We start from the raw sequence: 19,905 nt of genomic DNA, 5'->3' as shown, positions 1-19,905 counted from the left end.
GCCTGTGGGCGCCCTCCGCCTCCGCGGCTTTAGCCGAAGACGTACTTGACTACTCTCTGGAAGCCGTAGTCCATCACGGTCACCAGACCGATCATGACGACGACGAAGACGATCACAACAGTCGTGTAGGTCGTCAGCTGGTTGCGAGTCGGCCAGACGACCTTGCGCAGCTCCGCGACGATCTGACGGTAGAAGAGCGCGAGACGGCCCAGTGGGCCCTTCTTCCCGCGCTTGCCGCCCTTGCGGTTCTTCTTGTTCGACTCGGGGGTCTCGTCATCGTCAGCATCAGGCTTGTCGATGGAGCCCACGGCGTCCGTCACGCTCTCTCACCTGATTCCGGGTCGTGGCCGTGCCGCGCCCGGTGGAGCCGCACGGCAGTGCTTTTTAAGTACGTACATGCGCACACATCCTGGCGAAGGATGTGTGTAGCAGGGCCGGAGGGACTTGAACCCCCAACCGCTGGTTTTGGAGACCAGTGCTCTACCAATTGAGCTACGACCCTTTGCGTTTTCCCCAACCTACCGCATCCGACCGGGAGCACGGTGTGTGCGGATCGGCGGTGGCGGGTGAGGGCCAACGACCAGTGAGTGTACGTGCTCGGGGGCCATGCGTCGAACAGGTAACACGGGACCGGCTCTTGTCCGAACCCGTCCACTCTCCGACCGTGGGCTGTCCAGTCGGCGAAACCCCGGTGCCCGGCTCTCGGGGGGTCTGGGACCATGGCCCGCATGAGCGCTGCAATTCCTCCGACCGAGCGCCGGGTCTCCGCCCGAGTCGGCGCAATCTCCGAGTCAGCCACCCTCGCAGTCGATGCCAAGGCCAAGGCCCTCAAGGCCGCGGGCCGGCCGGTGATCGGCTTCGGCGCGGGTGAGCCCGACTTCCCGACGCCCGGCTACATCGTCGAGGCCGCGAGTGACGCCTGCCACAACCCGAAGTACCACCGCTACACGCCGGCCGGCGGGCTTCCCGAGCTGAAGGCCGCCATCGTCGCGAAGACGCTGCGTGACTCCGGTTACGAGATCGACCCCGCCCAGGTCCTGGTGACCAACGGCGGCAAGCAGGCGATCTACGAGGCGTTCGCCGCGATCCTCGACCCGGGCGACGAGGTCATCGTCCCGGCGCCGTACTGGACGACGTACCCGGAGTCGATCCGGCTGGCCGGCGGTGTCCCGGTGGAGGTCGTGGCCGACGAGACCACCGGCTACCGGGTCTCCGTCGAGCAGTTGGAGGCGGCGCGCACGGAGCGTACGAAGGTCGTGCTCTTCGTCTCGCCCTCCAACCCGACGGGCGCCGTCTACAGCCGCGCGGACACGGAGGCCGTGGGCCGCTGGGCCGTCGAGCACGGGCTGTGGGTACTGACGGACGAGATCTACGAGCACCTGGTGTACGGGGACGCCGAGTTCACCTCGCTCCCCGCGGTCGTGCCGGAGCTGCGCGACAAGTGCGTCGTGGTCAACGGTGTCGCCAAGACGTACGCGATGACCGGCTGGCGGGTGGGCTGGGTCGTCGGCCCCAAGGACGTGGTGAAGGCCGCGACGAACCTCCAGTCGCACGCGACGTCGAACGTGGCCAACGTGTCGCAGGCCGCCGCGCTCGCCGCCCTCACCGGCGACCTGGCCGCGGTGGACGAGATGCGGACCGCCTTCGACCGGCGCCGGGGCACCATCGTCCGGATGCTCAACGAGATCGACGGCGTGGTCTGCCCGGAGCCCGAGGGTGCCTTCTATGTGTACCCGTCGGTGAAGGCGCTGCTCGGCAAGGAGATCCGCGGCAAGCGCCCGGAGTCCTCGGTCGACCTGGCCACCCTGATCCTCGAAGAGGCCGAGGTCGCGGTCGTACCGGGTGAGGCGTTCGGCACGCCGGGGTATCTGCGGCTGTCGTACGCGCTGGGCGACGAGGACCTGGTGGAGGGTGTGGCGCGGCTCCAGAAGCTGCTGGCGGAGGCCAGCGACTGAGCGTTGTGCCAAGGACCACCTACGAAACTGGTCGGTGGTTGTCAGTTCGGGTCCCCGGTGCGTCCGGGGACCCGTTCTTTCGTTCGGGCAACGACCCGAAAGTGGAAAGGGATTCCCGGAGTCCGTCCGCGTACGGCAAGATCCCTGGATGGAGAACGTTTCCGGCCCCCCGCATGACGACCGCGCCACCCGCGACATCCGTCTGTTGCCCAAGGCCCATCTGCATCTGCACTTCACCGGCTCGATGCGGCCCACGACCCTGCTGGAGCTGGCCGACAAGTACGGCGTCCATCTCCCCGACGCGCTCACCGGCGGTGAGCCGCCCCAGCTGCGGGCGACCGACGAGCGGGGCTGGTTCCGCTTCCAGCGGCTCTACGACATGGCCCGGTCGTGTCTGCGCGCCCCCGAGGACATCCAGCGGCTGGTGCGCGAGGCCGCCGAGGAGGACGTCCGGGACGGGTCCGAGTGGCTGGAGATACAGGTCGACCCCACCTCGTACGCCCCGCTGCTCGGCGGGCTGATCCCGGCGCTGGAGATCATCCTGGACGCCGTGGACTCGGCGTCCAGGGACACCGGGCTCGGGATGCGCGTCGTGGTCGCGGCGAACCGGATGAAGCATCCGCTGGACGCCCGCACGCTGGCGCGGCTCGCCGTGCGGTACGCGGACCGGGGCGTGGTGGGGTTCGGACTGTCGAACGACGAACGCCGGGGCATGGCACGGGACTTCGACCGGGCCTTCGCGATCGCGCGGGAGGGCGGGCTGCTCGCGGCGCCGCACGGCGGTGAGCTGAGCGGGCCCTCGTCCGTACGGGACTGCCTGGACGATCTGCGGGCGACCCGGGTCGGGCACGGCGTACGGGCGGCCGAGGATCCGCGGCTGCTGCGGAAACTGGCCGAGCGCGGGGTGACGTGCGAGGTGTGCCCGGCGTCGAACGTGGCGCTGGGCGTCTACGAGAAGCCCGCCGACGTACCCCTGCGGACTCTGTTCGACGCGGGGGTGCCGATGGCGCTGGGGGCCGACGATCCGCTGCTCTTCGGTTCGCGGCTGGCCGCCCAGTACGAACTCGTGCGCAAGCACCACGGGTTCACGGATGTCGAACTCGCCGAGCTGGCGCGGCAGTCGGTGCGGGGGTCGGCGGCGCCGGCCGGGGCGCGGGACAAGATGCTGGCCGGGATCGACGGATGGCTGGCGGACTGACGGGGCGCGGGACCGGGCGCGGGGGCGCTGTCAGGGGTTGAGGCCGGACAGGACCGTCCGCACCAGCGCCGGGGCGAACTCGTCGAGCGGGGTGACCTGTTCACCGTCCGGGAACGCCTTCAGGAAGGCCCGCTGGAGGCAGGCGCCGAGGAGCAGCGCCGCCACCGCGTCGGCGTCGGTACCGGCTCGTACGCGGCCGGCCGCGCGTTCGGCGCGCAGATAGTCGGCGAGCGCGCGCAGCGGCCGGTGCGGGCCCGCGCCCAGGGCGCGGACGCCTTCGGCGTGCCGGCGCAGCAGTGCGGGCTCGGCGAAGAGTGAGGCGCCGATCGGGAAGGTCGCCTCGTAGAAGAGGGCCGCCTGGCGGACGACCTCGGTGAGGTTGTCCTCGACGCTGCGGTCGGCGCTCGCGTCGAAGGGCCCCTCCGCGAGTTCGGAGAGCAGCGGGCCGAGGCGGGGCAGCCGTTCCTCCAGCACGCGCAGGAAGAGTTCTTCCTTGCCGGAGAAGTACTTGTAGAGGGCGGCCTCCGAGCAGCCGGCGGCGCGGGCGATCTCCTTGGTGGTGGCGCGTGCCAGTCCGATGGTGCCCATCAGCTGGGCGGCTGCGTCGAGAATGCGGGCCCGCGCGGGCTTCATAGGTGCTCTCCGATCGCCGTGACGCGGCTTGACGCGAGGTGGGTGAGTACTCACTATAGAGGTGAGTGAATACTCACCCACCAGAAGTGGAAGAGGCGAGGACGATGAAGCTCACCGTGTTCGGGGCGACAGGCGGCGTCGGCCGGGAGATCGTGCGGCAGGGCCTGGCGGCGGGCCATCGGGTCACGGCGGTGGTACGGGACCCGGCGCGGCTGGATGTCACCGGGGACCGCCTTGAGGTGTTCACCGCGACCGCGTTCGACGACCCCGAGTCGCTGCGGCCCGCCGTCGCGGGGCGCGACGCGGTGCTGTCGGGCGTCGGCCCGCGCGGGCGCAAGGACGCGGGGCTGGCTGCCCCGGTGACCCGCTCGATCCTGCGGGCGATGGACGCGGAGGGGGTGCGCCGGCTGGTCGTGGTGAGCGCGGCTCCGGTCGGTGAGGTGCCGCCGGGCGAACCGCTGCTGGGGCGGCTGGCCATGGGCATGGTCAAGATCGTGCTCAAGCCCGTCTACACCGACCTGGCCCACATGGAGGAGGAGTTGGCCCGCAGCGGTACGGACTGGACCTCGGCGCGACCCCCGCAGCTCGTGGACAGGCCGGTGACGGGCGTCTACCGGACGGTGGTGGGTGCGAACCCGCGCGGCGGCAACAAGATCGGCCGCCCGGACCTGGCCCACGCGATGCTGGCGATGCTCGACGACCCGGCGACGGTGAAGCAGCCGGTGGGGGTCGCGTACTAGGGCGTGTACTAGCCGCGTACCGGCCAGGTACGCGGCCGGCTGCTCGGCCGCGTACCCGAAGGCGCCTCCGTAGGAGGTCAGTTGGTGTAGCGGCGTACGTCCTCCGGGTGGATCACGAGACGCAGCTGTTCCGTCGCCATGATCGCGGCGAGTTCGTCGGCGCGGGCCGGATCGTCGAGGTCCCAGTAGCGGGCGGCCAGCCGGGCGCTGAGGTCATGGGCTCCGTCCGGCTCCAGCGTCGTGCGGCCCGCGACCGACACCCAGCGCTCGCGTTCGCCCACCGGGGCGGCGACGACGAGCGAGGCCCGGGGGTCGTCGCGCAGGCGCCGTACCTTGACCGTCCCCGGGCCGGTGAACAGCTGGATCGTGCCCTCGTCGGTGGCTTCGAACCAGACCGGCCGGGGCTGTGGCGGGACCGGTCCCCCGGCCACGGTCAGGAAGCCGTGCAGGGGGCGCCGGAGGAATGCGAGGTCCTCGGCGGTCAGCGAAGTGGCGTCGGTGGATCCGGTGCTCATGACAGTCCTTCCGTAGGGCGAGCGGGCCGGTGCCAGGCTCCCGCCGACGCGGCCCGTACGACGTAATCCTCGAAGGTGCGCGGCGCCCGTCCCAGCAGGGAGGCGAGGTCGTCCGTCGTGTCGGCGAACAGCCCGCGCTCCATCAGCGTGAACATCTCGGCGACGTGCTCGGCGTCGTCCTTGCCCACGCCCTCGGCGACCAGCGTCGCGACGTACTCGGCGGGCGGGATCCGCCGGTAGGTGAGGGGCCGGCCGGACGCCCGGGAGATCAGCTCGACGGCCTCGCGGTAGGTGAGGGCACGCGGTCCGGTCAGCTCGTAGATCCGCCCCGAGTGCCGACCGGGCTGGGTCAGCACCGTGGCCGCGACGTCGGCGACGTCCTCGATGTCGATGAACGGATCGGGAACGGTGTCGGCCGGCAGCGCCAGCTCCCCGGCCACCAGTGAGGCGTGGAAGACGTCCTCGTCGAAGTTCTGGGCGAAGTTCGTCGGCCGCAGGACGGTCCACTCCAGCGCCGAGCCGCGTACGGCGTCCTCGGCCGAGCGCATGTCCAGACCGAACGTGGAGTCGCCCCAGGTGTCGGCGCCGCGCCCGGAGAGCAGGACCAGGCGCCGTACGCCGGCGGCCTCGGCCCGCGCCACGAACTCGTGCACCGGGCCCGGCACACCCGGTGCCACGACATACGCGACGGCGATGTCGCGCAGGGCCGCGTCCCAGCCGTCGGGGTCGGACCAGTCGAAGCGGGTCGCGCTCGACCGGGAGGCGGCGCGTACCGGCGTGCCGCGCAGGCGCAGCCGGGCGAGGACGCGTCGGCCGGTCTTGCCGGTCGCGCCCAGGACAAGAGTGTTCTCGGTGTTTTCCGTGCTTTCGCTGCTCATGACGTCGATTGAACAGGGATCCGTCGGACGATTCCATGGGTGAGAAGCCGGTTCGCATGTCCATTCGTCTAACCTCAATGGTGTGGATGTCTTCAGTGATCTGATCCGAGGGGTACGGGCCCACGGCTCGTTGTTCGGCAGTTCGACCCTGTCCCCGCCCTGGGCGCTGCACTTCGTGGACGGCGCGCCGCTGACCCTGTGCACCGTCGTCGACGGGGCGGGCTGGCTCGTGCCGGAGGGCCGGCCGCCGGAGTTCCTGCGCGCCCGCGAGACGATCGTCGTACGCGGACCCGGCACGTTCACCTTCGTGGACGAGGTCGGCACCACGGCCGAGCCGATCGCCTGCGGCGTGGACTGCGCGACGCCCGAGCAGGGCGGGACACGGCACCGGCTCGGCTGGCACGACCCCGGCGAGGACGCGGAGCACGACCGCAGCGGCGGCGACCGGCGGGAAGGGCGGCGGGACGGCCCGAGGGCGACGACCCTGATCGTCGGCGCCTATCCGGTGCACGGCGAGATCAGCCGCCGGCTGCTGGACGCGCTGCCGGTCGTGCTGCGCGCGTGCGACGGTGGCGCGGGCGACTCCGTGCTGGACCACCTCGCCGCCGAGGTCGCCGTCGATACGCCGGGACAGCAGGTCGTGCTCGATCGGCTGCTGGACTGGATGCTGGTCTGCACGCTGCGCGAGTGGTTCGACCGGCCGGGCGGCGAACGCCCGGCCTGGTGGGCCGCCCAGCGGGACCCGGTGGTCGGCGACGCGCTGCGGCTGCTGCACGCCGAACCGGCCGCGCCGTGGACGGTCGCGGTGCTGGCCGAGCGCACGGGGGTGTCGCGTTCGACGCTGGCCAAGCGGTTCGCGGAGCTGGTCGGCGAACCGCCGCTGACGTATCTGACCCGCTGGCGGATGACGCTCGCGGCGGACCTGCTGACCGATCAGGAGGACGCGACCGTCGCGGACGTCGCCCGCACCGTGGGCTACTCCGACCCGTTCGGGTTCAGCGCGGCGTTCAAACGGGTCCGAGGCGCCAACCCGAGCGAGTTCAGAGGCTCACGCCGACCGTCACCGGCTCGTTGACCAGTGTGACCCCGAACGCCTCGCGCACCCCGGCGACGACCTCCCTGGCGAGCGCCAGCAGGTCCTCGGTGGTGGCGTGGCCCCGGTTGGTCAGGGCGAGCGTGTGCTTCGTGGAGATGCGGGCCGGGCCGGTGCCGTACCCCTTGGTGAAGCCCGCGCGGTCGATCAGCCACGCGGCCGACGTCTTCGTACGGCCCTCCCCCGCCGGGTACGCGGGCGGCGCCACGTCCGGTCCCAGCCGCTCCGCCGCGCGGGCGAGGAAGGCCGCGTACTGCGCGTCGTCGAGGATCGGGTTGGTGAAGAAGGAGCCGGCCGACCAGGTGTCGTGGTCCGCCGGGTCGAGGACCATGCCCTTGCCGGCGCGCAGGTCGAGCACGGCGCGGCGGGCGGTGGCCGCCGGGACCCGGTCGCCGGGTTCGACGCCGAGCGCGCGGGCCGTCTCCGCGTACTTGACCGGGGCCGAGAGCCCGCCCGCGTCCTCCAGCGCGAACCGGACGCGCAGGACGACATGGCGCTCGGGGTGCTCCTTGAAGCGGCTGTGGCGGTACGAGAAGCGGCAGTCGGCGTTGGTGAGGGTGCGTGTCTCGCCGGTGGCCCGGTCGTAGACGACGACCTCGGTGATGGTGCTGGAGACCTCCTGGCCGTACGCGCCGACGTTCTGGATCGGCGTGGCGCCGGCCGAGCCGGGGATGCCGGCCAGGCACTCGATGCCCGCCAGGCCCGCCTCGACGGTACGGGCGACGGCGTCGGTCCAGATCTCGCCGGCGGCCAACTCCAGCGTCGTACCCGTGAGGTCGAAGCCGCGCGTCGCGATCCGCAGGGCGGTGCCGTCGAAGCCCTTGTCGCCGATGACCAGGTTGCTGCCGCCGCCGATGATCAGGAGCGGGGTGCCCGCGTCGTCCGCCTCACGCACGGCCGCGACGACCTCGGCGTCGGTGGTCGCGGTGAGCAGCCGGGGTACGGGGCCGCCGAGGCGGAAGGTGGTCAGGGGGGCGAGGGGGGCGTCGTGGAGTTCCTGCACGGCACCAGAGTACGTTCGGATCCGGAGACGGTCCGTCTCCGGATCCGAACGCGCGGCGCCGGGGCCCCCGGCGCTCAGGAGCCGGACTCAGACCAGCTGGACGACGGCGCGGGACATCCCCAGCACCTTCTTGCCCTCGCTGGTCGCCGTCAGGTCCACCCGTACGCGGTTGCCTTCGAGCTTGGCGGCGACCTTGGCGGTCACCTCGATGACCGCGCCCGTACTGTCGTTGGGCACCACGACGGGCCTGGTGAAGCGGACGCCGTACTCGACGACGGCCCCCGGGTCCCCCACCCAGTCGGTCACCACCCGGACCGCCTCGGCCATGGTGAACATGCCGTGCGCGATGACGTCGGGCAGCCCGACCTCCAGGGCGAACTTCTCGTTCCAGTGGATCGGGTTGAAGTCCCCCGACGCGCCCGCGTACCGCACGAGGGTGTCGCGCGTCACCGGGAAGCTCGCGGCCGGCAGCTCCGTACCGATCTCGACGTCCGCGTAGGCGATCCGCGTGGCCACCGTCATCACTCCTCCTCGGCGCCGCGCGCCACCAGCTTGGTCCACGCGGTCACGACGTGCGCGCCCGCCTCGTCGTGCACCTCGCCGCGGACGTCGAGGATGTCGTTGCCCGCCATCGACTTGATGCCCTCGATGGTCGAGGTGACGGTCAGCCGGTCACCGGCCCGCACGGGACGGGTGTACGCGAACTTCTGGTCGCCGTGCACGACCCGGCTGTAGTCGAGACCGAGCTGCGGATCGGCGATGACCTCACGTGCCGCCTTGAAGGTGATCGCGAAGACGAAGGTCGGCGGGGCGATCACATCGAGGTGGCCGAGCGCCTTCGCCGCGTCCGGATCGGCGTACGCGGGATTGGCGTCGCCCACCGCCTCGGCGAACTCTCGGATCTTCTCCCGGCCGACCTCGTACGGCTCGGTGGGCGGATAGGTCCGCCCGACGAAGGACTGGTCGAGCGCCATGGACTCGTTCCCTCCTGATGAGACTGCCCTGATGAATGGTGCACAACTATGGATCGGGCACCGTAAACGACACGAGGCCGCCCCCCGTTAAAGGGGGCGGCCTCGGGTACGAGCCTGGTTCAGCGCGTTTCGCGGTGAGCCGTGTGCGAGTTGCAACGAGGGCAGTGCTTCTTCATCTCAAGACGGTCCGGGTTGTTGCGCCGGTTCTTCTTGGTGATGTAGTTCCGCTCCTTGCACTCCACGCAGGCCAGCGTGATCTTCGGGCGGACGTCGGTGGCAGCCACGTGAGTGCTCCTGGACAGGTTGACGGGTTAACGCATAAAAGAGTAGCCGATCGAAGGATCGCCCCCACCATCGGCTACCGTGTGTAGCGGTGACCGGACTTGAACCGGTGACACAGCGATTATGAGCCGCTTGCTCTACCGACTGAGCTACACCGCTGCGATGTCGGATCTCCTCGCCCGGAGGCGAGGAGCGCCGTACATCTGAGCCCCAATACGGAATCGAACCGTAGACCTTCTCCTTACCATGGAGACGCTCTACCGACTGAGCTATTGGGGCGAGCGATGAAGACATTACACGGTCCGTCGCCGATCGCCCAAATCCGTTTCGCGGTCTCCCGCCCGCCTCTCGTCCCACCTGTCCCTTCCGTCTCGGAGGGCCCCCGGAGGGCCGTCGGGCCGGTGTGGGGACGGCCCGGCCGAAAGGCCCGGAGGGCGTTCCCTACACCACGGGAAGCCACGCCGGTATGACTATTTCCTTCCTCCTCGAAGCCCGCCCGGGGCGCCTCTAGGCTCGACGCGCGCTGCGTGATCATGCACACCGGAGCGCCAGACCCCAGCCCCAGGAGCCCCACCAGGAGCGCGATGCCCGACAGCCAGCCGCAGCCGTCACACGGCGCCACCGCGAACGCCACCACGCTGCTGCTGCGCGGGGCCCGGCTCACCGACGGCCGCGTCGTCGACGTACGGCTGAGCGGCGGCCGGATCGAAGCCGTCGGCACGGCCGGCAGTCTCACCGCGCTCGGCTCGTGCGTGGACCTCGACGGGCATCTGCTCCTGCCCGCCCCCGCCGAACCGCACGCGCACAGCGACACCGCGCTGAGCGCCGTCGCGTCGGACGGGCCCGTCTCGTACGACCCCGACGACGTCCAGCGCCGCGCGACCGAGGCCGCGTTGCTCCAGGTCGGACACGGCGCGACCGCGCTGCGTACCCACGTACGGATCGGTGACGCGCAGGAGTTGGCTCCTATGGAGGCGGTGCTCCAGGCACGGCGCTCGCTGCGCGGGCTCGGCGATCTGACGGTCGTCGCCGTGCCGCGCCTGCTGACCGGGGTCGCGGGCGCCGACGGGCTCGCGATGCTGCGGGACGCGGTGAAGATGGGCGCCGGGGTGGTGGGCGGCTGTCCCGACCTCGACCCCGACCCGACCGGATACGTGGAGGCGGTGCTGACGGTCGCCGCCGAGCACGGCTGCTGCGTCGACCTCCATACGGACGGCGGCGATCCGGCGCGGCTCGCGCGCCTCGCGGCGATGGCGGGCGGACTGCGGCCCGGCGTCTCGATCGGGCCCTGTGCCGGGCTCTCCCGGCTGCCGGCGGACGCCGCGGGCCGGGCGGCCGACCAGTTGGCGGCGGCCGGTGTGGCGGTCGTCTCGCTGCCCCAGGGCGGCTGCGGCGGTGTCGAGCAGCGCGGGGTGGCGCCCGTACGGCTGCTGCGTGCCGCCGGGGTGCGGGTGGCGGCGGGCAGCGGGGCCGTACGGGACGTGGCGAACCCGGTGGGCCGCGGGGATCCGCTGGAGGCGGCGTATCTGCTGGCCTCCCAAGGAGGATTGCGGGCGGCGGAGGCGTACGAGACGGTGAGCACGGCCGCGCGGGAGGCCATGCGGCTGCCGGAGGTGCGGGTGGAGGCGGGCTTCCCGGCCGAGTTGCTCGCGGTGCGCGGGGAGCGGCTGGAGGGGGTGCTGTCGCTGGCGTACAGCCGGATCGTGATCCACCGGGGCCGGGTGGTGGCGCGGACGAACGCCGTGCGGGAGTACTGCGATTCGGCGGTGGCCGTGGCGCTGGACCTGCCGCGACAGGGACGGCAGGGGCGGGAGGGCAGACCGGAGTCGGCGCCGTGAAGGCCGTCGCCCGCCGGAACCCGCGGAGCCGGTGGAACCGCTCCCGCCGCCGAAATCCTCCTCCTACGGAGGTGGTGCGTGCGCGCCGACGGCTCGGCGGACGTACGGTCGGGAGCATGCGAATTGTCATTGCCGGAGGACACGGTCAGATCGCGCTGCGGCTGGAGCGGTTGCTCGCCGCGCGCGAACACGAGGTCGCGGGCATCATCCGCAAGCCCGAACAAGCTGCGGATCTGAGGGAGGCGGGCGCCGAGGCCGTCGTACTCGACCTGGAGACGGCCTCGCCGGACGAGGCCGCCGCCGCGCTGGAGGGCGCGGACGCCGCGGTCTTCGCCGCCGGGGCGGGGCCGGGCAGCACCACGGAACGCAAGGACACCGTCGACCGGGGCGCGGCGGTCCTCTTCGCCGACGCGGCGGTACGGGCGGGGGTACGGCGCTATGTGATCGTCTCCTCCATGGGCGCCGACGCCCGGCACGAGGGCGACGACATCTTCGACCACTACCTGCGGGCCAAGGGCGCGGCGGACGCGTACGTGCTGGCCCAGCCGGGGCTCGACACGACGGTGCTGCGTCCCGGAATACTCACCAACGACGCGGGCACGGGCCTGGTGAATCTCGCGCCGTCGACCGGCCGCGGCCCGGTGCCGCGCGACGATGTGGCCGCGACGCTCGCGGAGTTGGTGGAGTCACCGGCCACGGCGGGCCTGACGCTGGAGCTGATCAGCGGGACGGTGCCGGTCGTGGACGCGGTGAGCAACGCGGCGTCGGCGGTCTGAGCGAGCCCGCGCCCGGTGGCCGGTAGTCGGTGGCCGGTAGCCGACGAAGATGGCCCCTGACCGGCATTTCTGCTGGTCAGGGGCCATCATTTCCGTGTGGCGGCGCCAGGATTCGAACCTGGGAAGGCTAAGCCGGCGGATTTACAGTCCGCTCCCATTGGCCACTCGGGCACACCGCCATGGGATGTAGCCGCAGGACGGTCGCTGTGTGCGCCGCTCCGTGGCAACGACGTAAACGATACCCGATGGGTGGGGGTGCTCCGCCACCGCATTGATCAGGCCGGGAGGGGGCGGAGATGACTAGGCTTTGCGGGAGCGGGCCGGGAGCCCGGCCGTACTTTCGGCATCAGTTGCGCGAGAGTCGCAGCACTCTTTCCAGTACCCGATACAAGGAGCCACAGGACATGGCCGACTCCAGTTTCGACATCGTCTCGAAGGTCGAGCGGCAGGAGGTCGACAACGCCCTCAACCAGACCGCGAAGGAGGTCTCCCAGCGGTACGACTTCAAGAACGTCGGAGCCTCGATCGCCTGGTCCGGCGAGAAGATCCTCATGCAGGCCAACACCGAGGAGCGGGTCAGCGCGATCCTCGACGTCTTCCAGTCCAAGCTGATCAAGCGGGGCATCTCGCTGAAGGCGCTGGACGCGGGCGAGCCGCAGCAGTCCGGCAGGGAGTACAAGATCTTCGCCTCCATCGAGGAGGGCATCACCCAGGAGAACGCGAAGAAGGTCGCCAAGATCATCCGCGATGAGGGCCCCAAGGGCGTCAAGGCGCTGGTGCAGGGCGACGAGCTGCGGGTCAGCTCGAAGAGCCGGGACGATCTCCAGGCCGTACAGGCGCTGTTGAAGGGCCAGGACTTCGACTTCGCCCTGCAGTATGTGAACTACCGCTGACCAGCGGGTCCGTGGGCGTACGGGGGTGGTCGGCCGGGGGCGTTCCCGGCCGGGGCCCTCGCCGCGTTCCGCTCGGCGGACGCACGGGGCCGGGCACGGGAGTGGGGTGCGGGCATGGATGAGGCGTTGTTCCCGCGGGCGCGGGCCGTCGTCGCCGACGGGGCCGTACATGTGCCCGGCTGGCTGGACGCCGCGCGGCAGCGGGAGTTGGTGGAGGCGTGCCGGGGGTGGGCGTCGGGGCCGGTGCCCATGCGGCACACCACCCTGCCCAACGGGGGTGTGATGTCGGTGCGGACGGTGTGCCTGGGGTGGCACTGGCAGCCGTACCGCTACACGCGGACCGCCGGGGATGTGAACGGGGCACGGGTCGCGCCGTTTCCCGGATGGCTCGGGGAGTTGGGGCGCGCGGCGCTCGACGAGGCGTACGGGGCGGGGGCCGGGGCCGGCTACGCGCCGGACACGGCGCTGGTCAACTTCTACGACGGCGACGCCAGGATGGGCATGCACCAGGACAAGGACGAGAGGTCCGGGGCGCCCGTGGTGTCGCTGAGCATCGGTGACAGCTGTGTCTTCCGCTTCGGCAACACACGGACGCGGACGCGTCCTTATACGGATGTCGAGTTGGGGTCCGGCGATCTGTTCGTCTTCGGCGGGGCGTCCAGGCTCGCGTTCCACGGTGTCCCCAAGGTGTGTCCGGGGACCGCCGACCCGGCGAGCGGGATGCGCGCCGGGCGGCTGAACATCACGCTGCGCGAGACCGGGCTCGGCGGTGGTGACGGCCCCGGTGACCGCGGTGGTGACGGCCTTGGTGACCTCGGGGGCGTCGGCGGCGGCTGAGGCGCGTCAGCGGGAGCGGGAGTGGCCGAAGAGGACGCGGTAGATGATCAGCAGCACCAGTGAGCCGCCGATCGCCGCCGCCCAGGTGGCGCCGTCGTAGAAGTCGCTGGTGATCGGGCGGTCCAGCCAACGGGACGATATCCAGCCGCCGATGAAGGCGCCCGCGATACCGATGAGGGTCGTGCCGACCAGGCCGCCCGGGTCGCGGCCGGGCAGCAGGATCTTGGCGACGGCTCCGGCGAGGAGTCCGAGGACGAGCCAGCCGATGAGGGTCATACCGTGAACCTGCCTTTCGTGCGGTGTTGTACGGGAAGACGTCCGTTGGAGGGGCCGCGGTTGCGGAGATCGGTAGCGTGCGGCGTATGACACAGCAGTTGCGTCGCACGCTGGGGGTGTTCGACGCCGTCGTCGTCGGGCTGGGGGCGATGCTCGGGGCCGGGGTCTTCGTCGCGCTCGGACCGGCGGCCGGGGCGGCCGGGACCGGCCTGCTGTGGGGGCTGGCGGTGGCCGCCCTGGTGGCGTACTGCAACGCGATGTCGTCGGCCCGGCTGGCGGTCGACTACCCGGCCTCGGGCGGGACATACGTGTACGGCCGGGAGCGCCTGGGGCCGTTCTGGGGCTGGCTGGCGGGCTGGGCCTTCGTGGTCGGCAAGACCGCCTCGTGCGCGGCGATGGCGCTGACCGTCGGGGCGTACGTGTGGCCGGGGCAGGCGCACGCGGTGGCGGTCGCGGCGGTGGTGGTCCTGACCGCCGTGAACTACGGAGGCGTACAGAAGTCGGCGACGCTGACCCGGGTGATCGTCGCGGTGGTGCTGGGGGTCCTCGCGGCCGTCGTGGTGGTGTCGCTGGGCTCGGACGCGGCCGACGCGGGGCGGCTCGGGCTCGGCCTGGGTACGGAGGCGGGCTCGGCGGGTGGCCCCGCGTCGGTGTCGGGGTCGGGGTCGGTGTCGGCGCACGGGGTGTTGCAGGCCGCCGGGCTGCTGTTCTTCGCCTTCGCCGGATACGCCCGCATCACCACACTCGGCGAGGAGGTGCGTGACCCGGCCCGTACGATCCCGCGCGCCGTCCCGCTGGCCCTCGGCCTCGTGCTGGCCGTCTACGCGTGCGTGGCGGTGGCGGCCCTCTCGGTCCTCGGCGCCGGGGAGTTGGGGCGCTCAGGGGCTCCCCTGGCCGATGCCGTACGGGCCGCCGGGGCGTCCTGGCTGGTGCCCGTGGTGCGCGTCGGGGCCGCCGTGGCGGCGCTCGGGGCGCTACTGGCCCTGATCCTCGGGGTCTCCCGTACGACGCTGGCGATGGCACGGGACGGGCGGCTGCCGCGCGCCCTGGCCGCCGTGCATCCCCGCTTCCAGGTACCGCACCGGGCGGAGCTGGCGGTGGGCGCGGTGGTGGCGGTGCTGGCGGCGACGGTGGACGTACGCGGGGCGATCGGCTTCTCGTCGTTCGGGGTGCTGGCGTACTACGCGATCGCCAACGCGTCCGCGTGGACGCTCGGTTCGGCCGGGGTGCGGGTACGGGTGCGGGCGGCGGTGGGCCTGGTGGGCTGTGCCGTGCTGGCCTTCGCGCTGCCCGTCCCGTCTGTGGTGGCGGGCGCCGCCGTACTGCTGCTGGGAGCGGCCGTGTACGCCGTACGGCGCGGCTGAGCGGTCGCGCTCACCAGCCGGCGAACGCCTCCTCCGTACGGACGACTTCGCGGCCGAAGGGCAGCAGCGAGACGGGGATCAGCTTGAAGTTGGCGATGCCCAGGGGGATGCCGATGATCGTCACGCAGAGCGCGATCCCGGTGAAGATATGACCGAGCGCGAGCCACCAGCCGGCCAGGACCAACCACAGCACATTGCCGACGAACGAGGGTGATCCCGCGTCCCGGCGCTCCACCGTCGTGTAGCCGAACGGCCACAGCGCGTAGCGCGCGATCCGGAAAGAGGCCAGCCCGAACGGGATCCCGATGACCGTGATGCACAGCAGCAGCCCCGCGAGGATGTATCCGAGGAACAGCCAGAAGCCACTCACAACCAGCCAGATGATGTTGAGGATTGTCTTCATGGACGGCCACCTGCCATCTGTTCTAGTCGGGCGATACGCTCCGCCATCGGCGGATGCGTGGAGAACATTCTCGATACACCCTGCCCGGGCCTGAACGGATTAGCGATCATGAGATGACTCGCCGTCTCGATCCGCGGCTCGGGCGGCAACGGGAGCTGCTTCGTACCGGCTTCGAGCTTGCGCAGGGCGCTCGCGAGGGCCAGCGGGTCGCCGGTGAGCTGCGCGCCGGACGCGTCCGCCTCGTACTCCCGGGAACGGCTCACGGCCAGCTGGATCACCGAGGCGGCCAGCGGGCCGAGGAGCATCACCAGGAGCATGCCGACGAGGCCGGGGCCCTCGTCGTCGTCCGAGCGGCCGATGGGGATGAGCCAGGCGAAGTTCACCAGGAACATCACGACCGAGGCGAGGGCGCCGGCGACCGAGGAGATCAGGATGTCGCGGTTGTAGACATGGCTCAGCTCGTGACCGAGGACTCCGCGCAGCTCCTGCTCGTCGAGGATCTGGAGGATGCCGTCCGTGCAACAGACGGCCGCGTTGCGCGGGTTGCGGCCCGTGGCGAACGCGTTGGGCGCCTGGGTCGGTGAGATGTAGAGCCGTGGCATCGGCTGGCGGGCGGTGGTGGAGAGCTCGCGGACGATGCGGTACAGCTCCGGTGCCTCGAATTCGCTGACCGGACGCGCGCGCATGGCGCGCAGGGCGAGCTTGTCGCTGTTCCAGTACGCGTACGCGTTCGTACCCAGCGCGACGACGACCGCGACGATCAGGCCTGTCCGGCCGAAGACGCTGCCGATGACGATGATGAGTGCGGACAGTCCCCCGAGGAGTGCGGCGGTCCTCAACCCGTTGTGCCGGCGGTGCACGGAACGCCCTCCAAATCGTGCGGCAGGGGAACCCTCTACGTGATATTGCTCCACTCTCCAGTGGACCCTTCCTCACTGGTCAACGCCAGGCGAGGGTCACGGGTTCCCCGGCCCGCCCGCACGGGGGTGTACGCCGTACGGGTGGCGGCCGGGGCGGTGGAAGCCTCAGAAGAGGGTTTCGGCGGCGAAACGGAGGACCAGCTGGGGCGCTCCGGAGAGCGCGACTCCGGCGGCGGCGGTGAGGCCGATCGCGGCGAGGACCGGGGCCGGGGCGCGGTGGGCGGCGAGGGCGCCCGCGGGCCGGAGGGCGGGCTCGGCGGCCGGGCTGCCGGGGTTGTCGGGGCTGTCGGGGCTGTGGGGGCTGTCAGCCGGCTCCGGGGCGCGGAAGAGGGCCGCCGTCCACTGGAGGTAGTAGAAGAGCGCGACGACGACGTTCACGGCCATCACGACGGCCAGCCAGCCGAGGCCCGCGTCGACGGCCGAGGAGAAGACCGTGACCTTCGCGAAGAGGCCGATGACGCCGGGCGGCAGTCCGGCGAGGCAGAGCAGGAAGAAGCCCATGGCGAGCGCGACGAGGGGGCGCTCGGAGGCGAGGGCGCGGTAGTCCACGAGGCGGTTCAGCGGCTTCGTACGGGCCACGAGGGCGGCGATGGCGAAGGCGCCGAGGTTCACGACGGCGTACATCAGGGCGTACGCGACGGTGGAGCCGATCTGGTCCGTGCCGGCGTACGCCGCCGCCGCGATCGGCACCAGCAGATAGCCGGCCTGGGCGACGGACGACCACGCGAGGAGCCGGACCGCGCTCCACGCGCGCGTGGCCGACTGGCGCAGCGCGGCGACGTTGCCGACGGTCATGGTGAGCGCGGCGAGCACGGCGACGGCCGGGCCCCAGACGTCGGAGTGGCTGGGGAAGGCGATGACCGTCACCAGGATCAGACCGGAGAATCCGACGGCCTTGCCGACGACGGAGAGATACGCGGCGATCGGCAGCGGGGCGCCGACGTAGGTGTCGGGGACCCAGAAGTGGAAGGGCGCGGCGGCGGCCTTGAAGGCGAAGCCGACGAGGGTCAGGGCGACGCCCGCCGACGCCAGCGTCTCGAATTCGCCGGGGACGTCGTCGAGCCGGCCGGCGATCTCGGTGAGATGCAGGGTGCCGGTGGTGGCGTACACGAAGCTGACGCCCAGCAGCATGACGGCGGTGGCCGTCACGGAGGAGAGGAAGAACTTCAGCGCCGCCTCGGAGGAGAGGCGGTCGCCGCGCTTGAGGCCGACCAGCGCGAAGGCGGGGAGGGTGGCGACTTCGAGGGCGACGACGAGGGTGGCGAGGTCGCGGGCGGCGGGCAGGAGGGCGGCGCCGGCCGCCGAGGAGAGCAGCAGGAACCAGAACTCGCCCGGCGGGAGCTGCCCGCGCCGCTCGCCGTCGCCCGTGCCGCCGCCGAGTTCGGTGACGGACAGCAGGGCGGTGAGCAGCGCGCCGCCGAGGACGAGCAGCTGGATGACGAGCGTGAACTGGTCGACGGTGTAGCTGCACACGTCGGCGTCGGACGTCAGGCAGAAGGTCGCGCGGTCGCCGGCGCGCAGCGGGATCAGCAGCAGGAGCGCGGCGGCGAGGCCGGCGACGGAGAGGGCGCCGAGGAGCGGCTTGCGGCGGTCGGGGACGAACAGGTCGGCGACCAGGACGATCAGGGCGACGGCGGCGGTGAGCGCCGGGGGCGCGATGGCGAGCCAGTCGACCGACTGGACGAGGCTGGCGGCGCTGTCGGCGGCGCCCTGGGCAGCGGCCACGATCACGACTTGCCTCCTGCGAGAAGCTTCTGCACGGCCGGGTCGGTGAGGCCGAGGAGGACGGCGGGCCAGAGTCCGGCGAGGACGGTGAGGGCGACGAGCGGGGTCCAGGCGGCGAGTTCGTAGCCCTGGACGTCGGCGAGTTCGGGCGCCGGGCCCGTCGTCTTGGCCCCCGCGGCCGGCCGGACCGCGCCCATGCAGACCCGGCGGACCACGATCAGCAGATACGCGGCGGTGAGCAGCGTGCCGAAGCAGGCGATGGCCGTGAAGGTGACGAACGCGGGGCGGCTGAGGCCGGGCGCGGGGTCGAACGCGCCGAACATGGCGAGCATCTCGCCCCAGAATCCGGCGAGTCCGGGCAGGCCGAGCGAGGCGACGGCGGCAAAGGCGAGCAGGCCGCCGAGGCGCGGCGCGCGGCCGTACAGCGCCGCGCCGGTGGCGCCGGCGAGCGTGTCGAGGTCGGCGGTGCCGTACCGGTCCTTGAGCGCTCCGACCAGGAAGAAGAGCAGTCCGGTGATGAGGCCGTGGGCGACGTTCGCGAACAGCGCGCCGTTGACGCCGGTGGGGGTCATGGACGCGATGCCCAGGAGCACGAAGCCCATGTGGCCGACGGAGGAGTACGCGATCAGGCGCTTGAGGTCGCCGCCCGCGCCCCGGCGGGCGAGGGCGAGGCAGGCCAGGGAACCGTAGATGATGCCGACGACGGCGAAGGCGGCGAGATACGGCGCGAAGGTGCGCGTTCCGTCGGGCGCGATGGGCAGGACGATACGGACGAAACCGTACGTACCCATCTTGAGCATGACTCCGGCGAGGAGCACCGATCCGACCGTCGGGGCGGCGGTGTGGGCGTCCGGGAGCCAGCTGTGCAGCGGCCACATCGGGGTCTTGACCGCGAGCCCGATCCCGATCGCCAGAACGGCCGTGACCTGCACGGATTTACTCAGTCCCGAGCCGTTGTCAGTGGCGAGTGCCACCATGTCGAATGTGCCCGCGTGCAGCCCGACGAGCAGCAGGCCGAGCAGCATGACCACGGAACCGAGCAGCGTGTAGAGGATGAACTTCCAGGCGGCGGCCTGCCGTTCGGCACCGCCCCAGCGGGCGATGAGGAAGTACATGGGGATGAGCACCATCTCGAAGGCCAGGAAGAACAGCAGCAGATCGAGGACGGCGAAGGTGGCGAGGGTGCCGGATTCGAGGACGAGCAGCAGGGCGACGAAGGCCTTCGGGGACGCGCCCGCCGGGGGCTCGAAGTAGCTGTAGAGCGCGCAGAGGAAGGTCAGCAGCGCGGTCAGGACCAGAAGGGGGAGAGAGATGCCGTCGACACCGAGGTGGATCCGCACGTCGAGTGCGGCGATCCAGCTGATGTCGGTCGTGGCCTGGATCCTCGACGGCCGGTCGTGGTCGAAGCCGAGCGCGAGGACGATCGCGGCGATGAGGATCGCGCCGGTGACGGTCACACCGTGGCGCAGGACGGCCTGGTCGGGGCCGGTGCCCCGGAGTCCGGGCGGGGCGGGCAGGAGCGCCGCCGCCGCGCCCAGCAGGGGGGCGACGACGATGAACGCGAGAAGGAACTGCATCACGGACGGGCTGATATCGATCACG

The 19,905-nt window shown here is 71.6% G+C and carries 22 protein-coding genes and 4 tRNA genes; 9 read left to right on the top strand and 17 right to left on the bottom strand.

The window, feature by feature from the left end; all coding sequences use genetic code 11:
- Nucleotides 1-29: 29 nt before the first annotated feature.
- Nucleotides 30-320, bottom strand: coding sequence for a preprotein translocase subunit SecE (gene secE / locus ACFYNU_RS17885; RefSeq protein WP_356586747.1), 291 nt, complete (start codon nt 318-320; stop codon nt 30-32).
- A 109-nt stretch (nt 321-429) separates the two neighbouring features.
- Nucleotides 430-502, bottom strand: a tRNA-Trp gene (locus ACFYNU_RS17880).
- A gap of 226 nt (nt 503-728) precedes the next feature.
- On the opposite strand from ACFYNU_RS17880, the gene ACFYNU_RS17875 reads away from it, so the two are divergent.
- The gene (locus tag ACFYNU_RS17875; protein ID WP_356586745.1) at nt 729-1,955 is read left to right on the top strand and encodes a pyridoxal phosphate-dependent aminotransferase; all 1,227 of its coding nucleotides are present in this window, start codon (nt 729-731) and stop codon (nt 1,953-1,955) included.
- Between the two features lie 148 nt (nt 1,956-2,103).
- Complete coding sequence (locus ACFYNU_RS17870; protein WP_356586743.1) at nt 2,104-3,153, top strand: adenosine deaminase; 1,050 nt, start codon at nt 2,104-2,106, stop codon at nt 3,151-3,153.
- Nucleotides 3,154-3,183: 30 nt separating this feature from the next.
- Here the strand turns inward: ACFYNU_RS17870 and ACFYNU_RS17865 are convergent, their stop codons facing one another.
- A complete protein-coding gene (locus ACFYNU_RS17865) occupies nt 3,184-3,786 on the bottom strand; it encodes a helix-turn-helix domain-containing protein (RefSeq protein ID WP_356586741.1) in 603 nt (200 codons plus the stop codon).
- 104 nt (nt 3,787-3,890) lie between these two features.
- Between ACFYNU_RS17865 and ACFYNU_RS17860 the strand changes: the two genes are divergently transcribed.
- Complete coding sequence (locus tag ACFYNU_RS17860) at nt 3,891-4,526, top strand: NAD(P)H-binding protein (protein WP_356586739.1); 636 nt, start codon at nt 3,891-3,893, stop codon at nt 4,524-4,526.
- A 77-nt stretch (nt 4,527-4,603) separates the two neighbouring features.
- On the opposite strand, the gene ACFYNU_RS17855 is transcribed toward ACFYNU_RS17860, so the two are convergent.
- Together ACFYNU_RS17855 and ACFYNU_RS17850 are read right to left on the bottom strand one after the other, a co-directional pair.
- On the bottom strand, nt 4,604-5,041 hold the full coding sequence (locus ACFYNU_RS17855) for a pyridoxamine 5'-phosphate oxidase family protein (RefSeq protein WP_356586737.1): 438 nt from the start codon (nt 5,039-5,041) through the stop codon (nt 4,604-4,606).
- Entirely contained in the window at nt 5,038-5,919 is an 882-nt protein-coding gene (locus ACFYNU_RS17850; protein WP_356586735.1) for an NAD(P)H-binding protein, read from the bottom strand. Before ACFYNU_RS17850 ends, ACFYNU_RS17855 begins: the two co-directional genes overlap by 4 nt.
- Nucleotides 5,920-6,001: 82 nt before the next feature.
- On the opposite strand from ACFYNU_RS17850, the gene ACFYNU_RS17845 reads away from it, so the two are divergent.
- A complete protein-coding gene (locus ACFYNU_RS17845) occupies nt 6,002-6,994 on the top strand; it encodes an AraC family transcriptional regulator (RefSeq protein WP_356586733.1) in 993 nt (330 codons plus the stop codon).
- Here the strand turns inward: ACFYNU_RS17845 and ACFYNU_RS17840 are convergent.
- From ACFYNU_RS17840 to ACFYNU_RS17815, 6 genes are all read right to left on the bottom strand, one after another.
- Nucleotides 6,960-8,015, bottom strand: coding sequence for a UDP-N-acetylmuramate dehydrogenase (locus tag ACFYNU_RS17840; protein ID WP_356586731.1), 1,056 nt, complete (start codon nt 8,013-8,015; stop codon nt 6,960-6,962). The two genes, ACFYNU_RS17845 and ACFYNU_RS17840, sit on opposite strands and share 35 nt — an antisense overlap.
- Before the next feature lie 87 nt (nt 8,016-8,102).
- The gene (locus ACFYNU_RS17835; protein WP_388766627.1) at nt 8,103-8,537 is read right to left on the bottom strand and encodes a MaoC family dehydratase; all 435 of its coding nucleotides are present in this window, start codon (nt 8,535-8,537) and stop codon (nt 8,103-8,105) included.
- Complete coding sequence (locus tag ACFYNU_RS17830) at nt 8,537-8,989, bottom strand: MaoC family dehydratase N-terminal domain-containing protein (protein ID WP_023539384.1); 453 nt, start codon at nt 8,987-8,989, stop codon at nt 8,537-8,539. Before ACFYNU_RS17830 ends, ACFYNU_RS17835 begins: the two co-directional genes overlap by 1 nt.
- 119 nt (nt 8,990-9,108) lie before the next feature.
- Nucleotides 9,109-9,273, bottom strand: a complete 165-nt coding sequence (gene rpmG / locus ACFYNU_RS17825) for a 50S ribosomal protein L33 (RefSeq protein WP_003956487.1) — start codon at nt 9,271-9,273, stop codon at nt 9,109-9,111.
- A gap of 84 nt (nt 9,274-9,357) precedes the next feature.
- Nucleotides 9,358-9,430: transfer RNA gene (locus tag ACFYNU_RS17820), tRNA-Met, on the bottom strand.
- Nucleotides 9,431-9,477: 47 nt separating this feature from the next.
- A tRNA-Thr gene (locus ACFYNU_RS17815) sits at nt 9,478-9,550 on the bottom strand.
- Nucleotides 9,551-9,855: 305 nt separating this feature from the next.
- Between ACFYNU_RS17815 and ACFYNU_RS17810 the strand changes: the two genes are divergently transcribed.
- On the top strand, nt 9,856-11,109 hold the full coding sequence (locus tag ACFYNU_RS17810; protein WP_356586729.1) for an amidohydrolase family protein: 1,254 nt from the start codon (nt 9,856-9,858) through the stop codon (nt 11,107-11,109).
- A gap of 116 nt (nt 11,110-11,225) precedes the next feature.
- Nucleotides 11,226-11,885, top strand: coding sequence for an SDR family oxidoreductase (locus ACFYNU_RS17805; protein ID WP_356586727.1), 660 nt, complete (start codon nt 11,226-11,228; stop codon nt 11,883-11,885).
- 97 nt (nt 11,886-11,982) lie between these two features.
- On the opposite strand, the gene ACFYNU_RS17800 is transcribed toward ACFYNU_RS17805, so the two are convergent.
- Nucleotides 11,983-12,064: transfer RNA gene (locus ACFYNU_RS17800), tRNA-Tyr, on the bottom strand.
- Nucleotides 12,065-12,289: 225 nt separating this feature from the next.
- Here ACFYNU_RS17800 and ACFYNU_RS17795 point away from each other — a divergent pair.
- Entirely contained in the window at nt 12,290-12,778 is a 489-nt protein-coding gene (locus ACFYNU_RS17795; protein WP_023539388.1) for a YajQ family cyclic di-GMP-binding protein, read from the top strand.
- 114 nt (nt 12,779-12,892) lie between these two features.
- Nucleotides 12,893-13,615: an alpha-ketoglutarate-dependent dioxygenase AlkB gene (locus ACFYNU_RS17790; RefSeq protein ID WP_356586724.1), complete on the top strand. Its 723-nt coding sequence runs from the start codon at nt 12,893-12,895 to the stop codon at nt 13,613-13,615.
- Nucleotides 13,616-13,621: 6 nt separating this feature from the next.
- Here ACFYNU_RS17790 and ACFYNU_RS17785 read toward each other — a convergent pair whose 3' ends face one another.
- Complete coding sequence (locus ACFYNU_RS17785) at nt 13,622-13,891, bottom strand: GlsB/YeaQ/YmgE family stress response membrane protein (RefSeq protein ID WP_356586722.1); 270 nt, start codon at nt 13,889-13,891, stop codon at nt 13,622-13,624.
- 86 nt (nt 13,892-13,977) lie between these two features.
- Between ACFYNU_RS17785 and ACFYNU_RS17780 the strand changes: the two genes are divergently transcribed.
- On the top strand, nt 13,978-15,255 hold the full coding sequence (locus ACFYNU_RS17780) for an amino acid permease (RefSeq protein WP_356586720.1): 1,278 nt from the start codon (nt 13,978-13,980) through the stop codon (nt 15,253-15,255).
- A gap of 10 nt (nt 15,256-15,265) precedes the next feature.
- On the opposite strand, the gene ACFYNU_RS17775 is transcribed toward ACFYNU_RS17780, so the two are convergent.
- The 4 genes from ACFYNU_RS17775 to ACFYNU_RS17760 form a co-directional block, all read right to left on the bottom strand.
- On the bottom strand, nt 15,266-15,658 hold the full coding sequence (locus ACFYNU_RS17775; RefSeq protein ID WP_356586718.1) for a YccF domain-containing protein: 393 nt from the start codon (nt 15,656-15,658) through the stop codon (nt 15,266-15,268).
- Entirely contained in the window at nt 15,655-16,518 is an 864-nt protein-coding gene (gene htpX / locus ACFYNU_RS17770) for a zinc metalloprotease HtpX (protein ID WP_356586716.1), read from the bottom strand. Before htpX ends, ACFYNU_RS17775 begins: the two co-directional genes overlap by 4 nt.
- 165 nt (nt 16,519-16,683) lie before the next feature.
- Nucleotides 16,684-18,303 carry an NADH-quinone oxidoreductase subunit N gene (locus ACFYNU_RS17765; protein WP_388766707.1) on the bottom strand — a complete coding sequence of 540 codons (1,620 nt, stop codon included), beginning with the start codon at nt 18,301-18,303 and terminating at the stop codon, nt 16,684-16,686.
- Between the two features lie 2 nt (nt 18,304-18,305).
- Complete coding sequence (locus ACFYNU_RS17760; protein WP_356586712.1) at nt 18,306-19,904, bottom strand: NADH-quinone oxidoreductase subunit M; 1,599 nt, start codon at nt 19,902-19,904, stop codon at nt 18,306-18,308.
- Nucleotide 19,905: the final 1 nt, after the last annotated feature.

The organism is Streptomyces sp. NPDC006643 (assembly GCF_042870175.1).
Classification (GTDB): domain Bacteria; phylum Actinomycetota; class Actinomycetes; order Streptomycetales; family Streptomycetaceae; genus Streptomyces.
The sequence above is the reverse complement of the archived record's forward strand: the minus strand, read 5'-3'. Positions and strand labels throughout refer to the sequence as shown.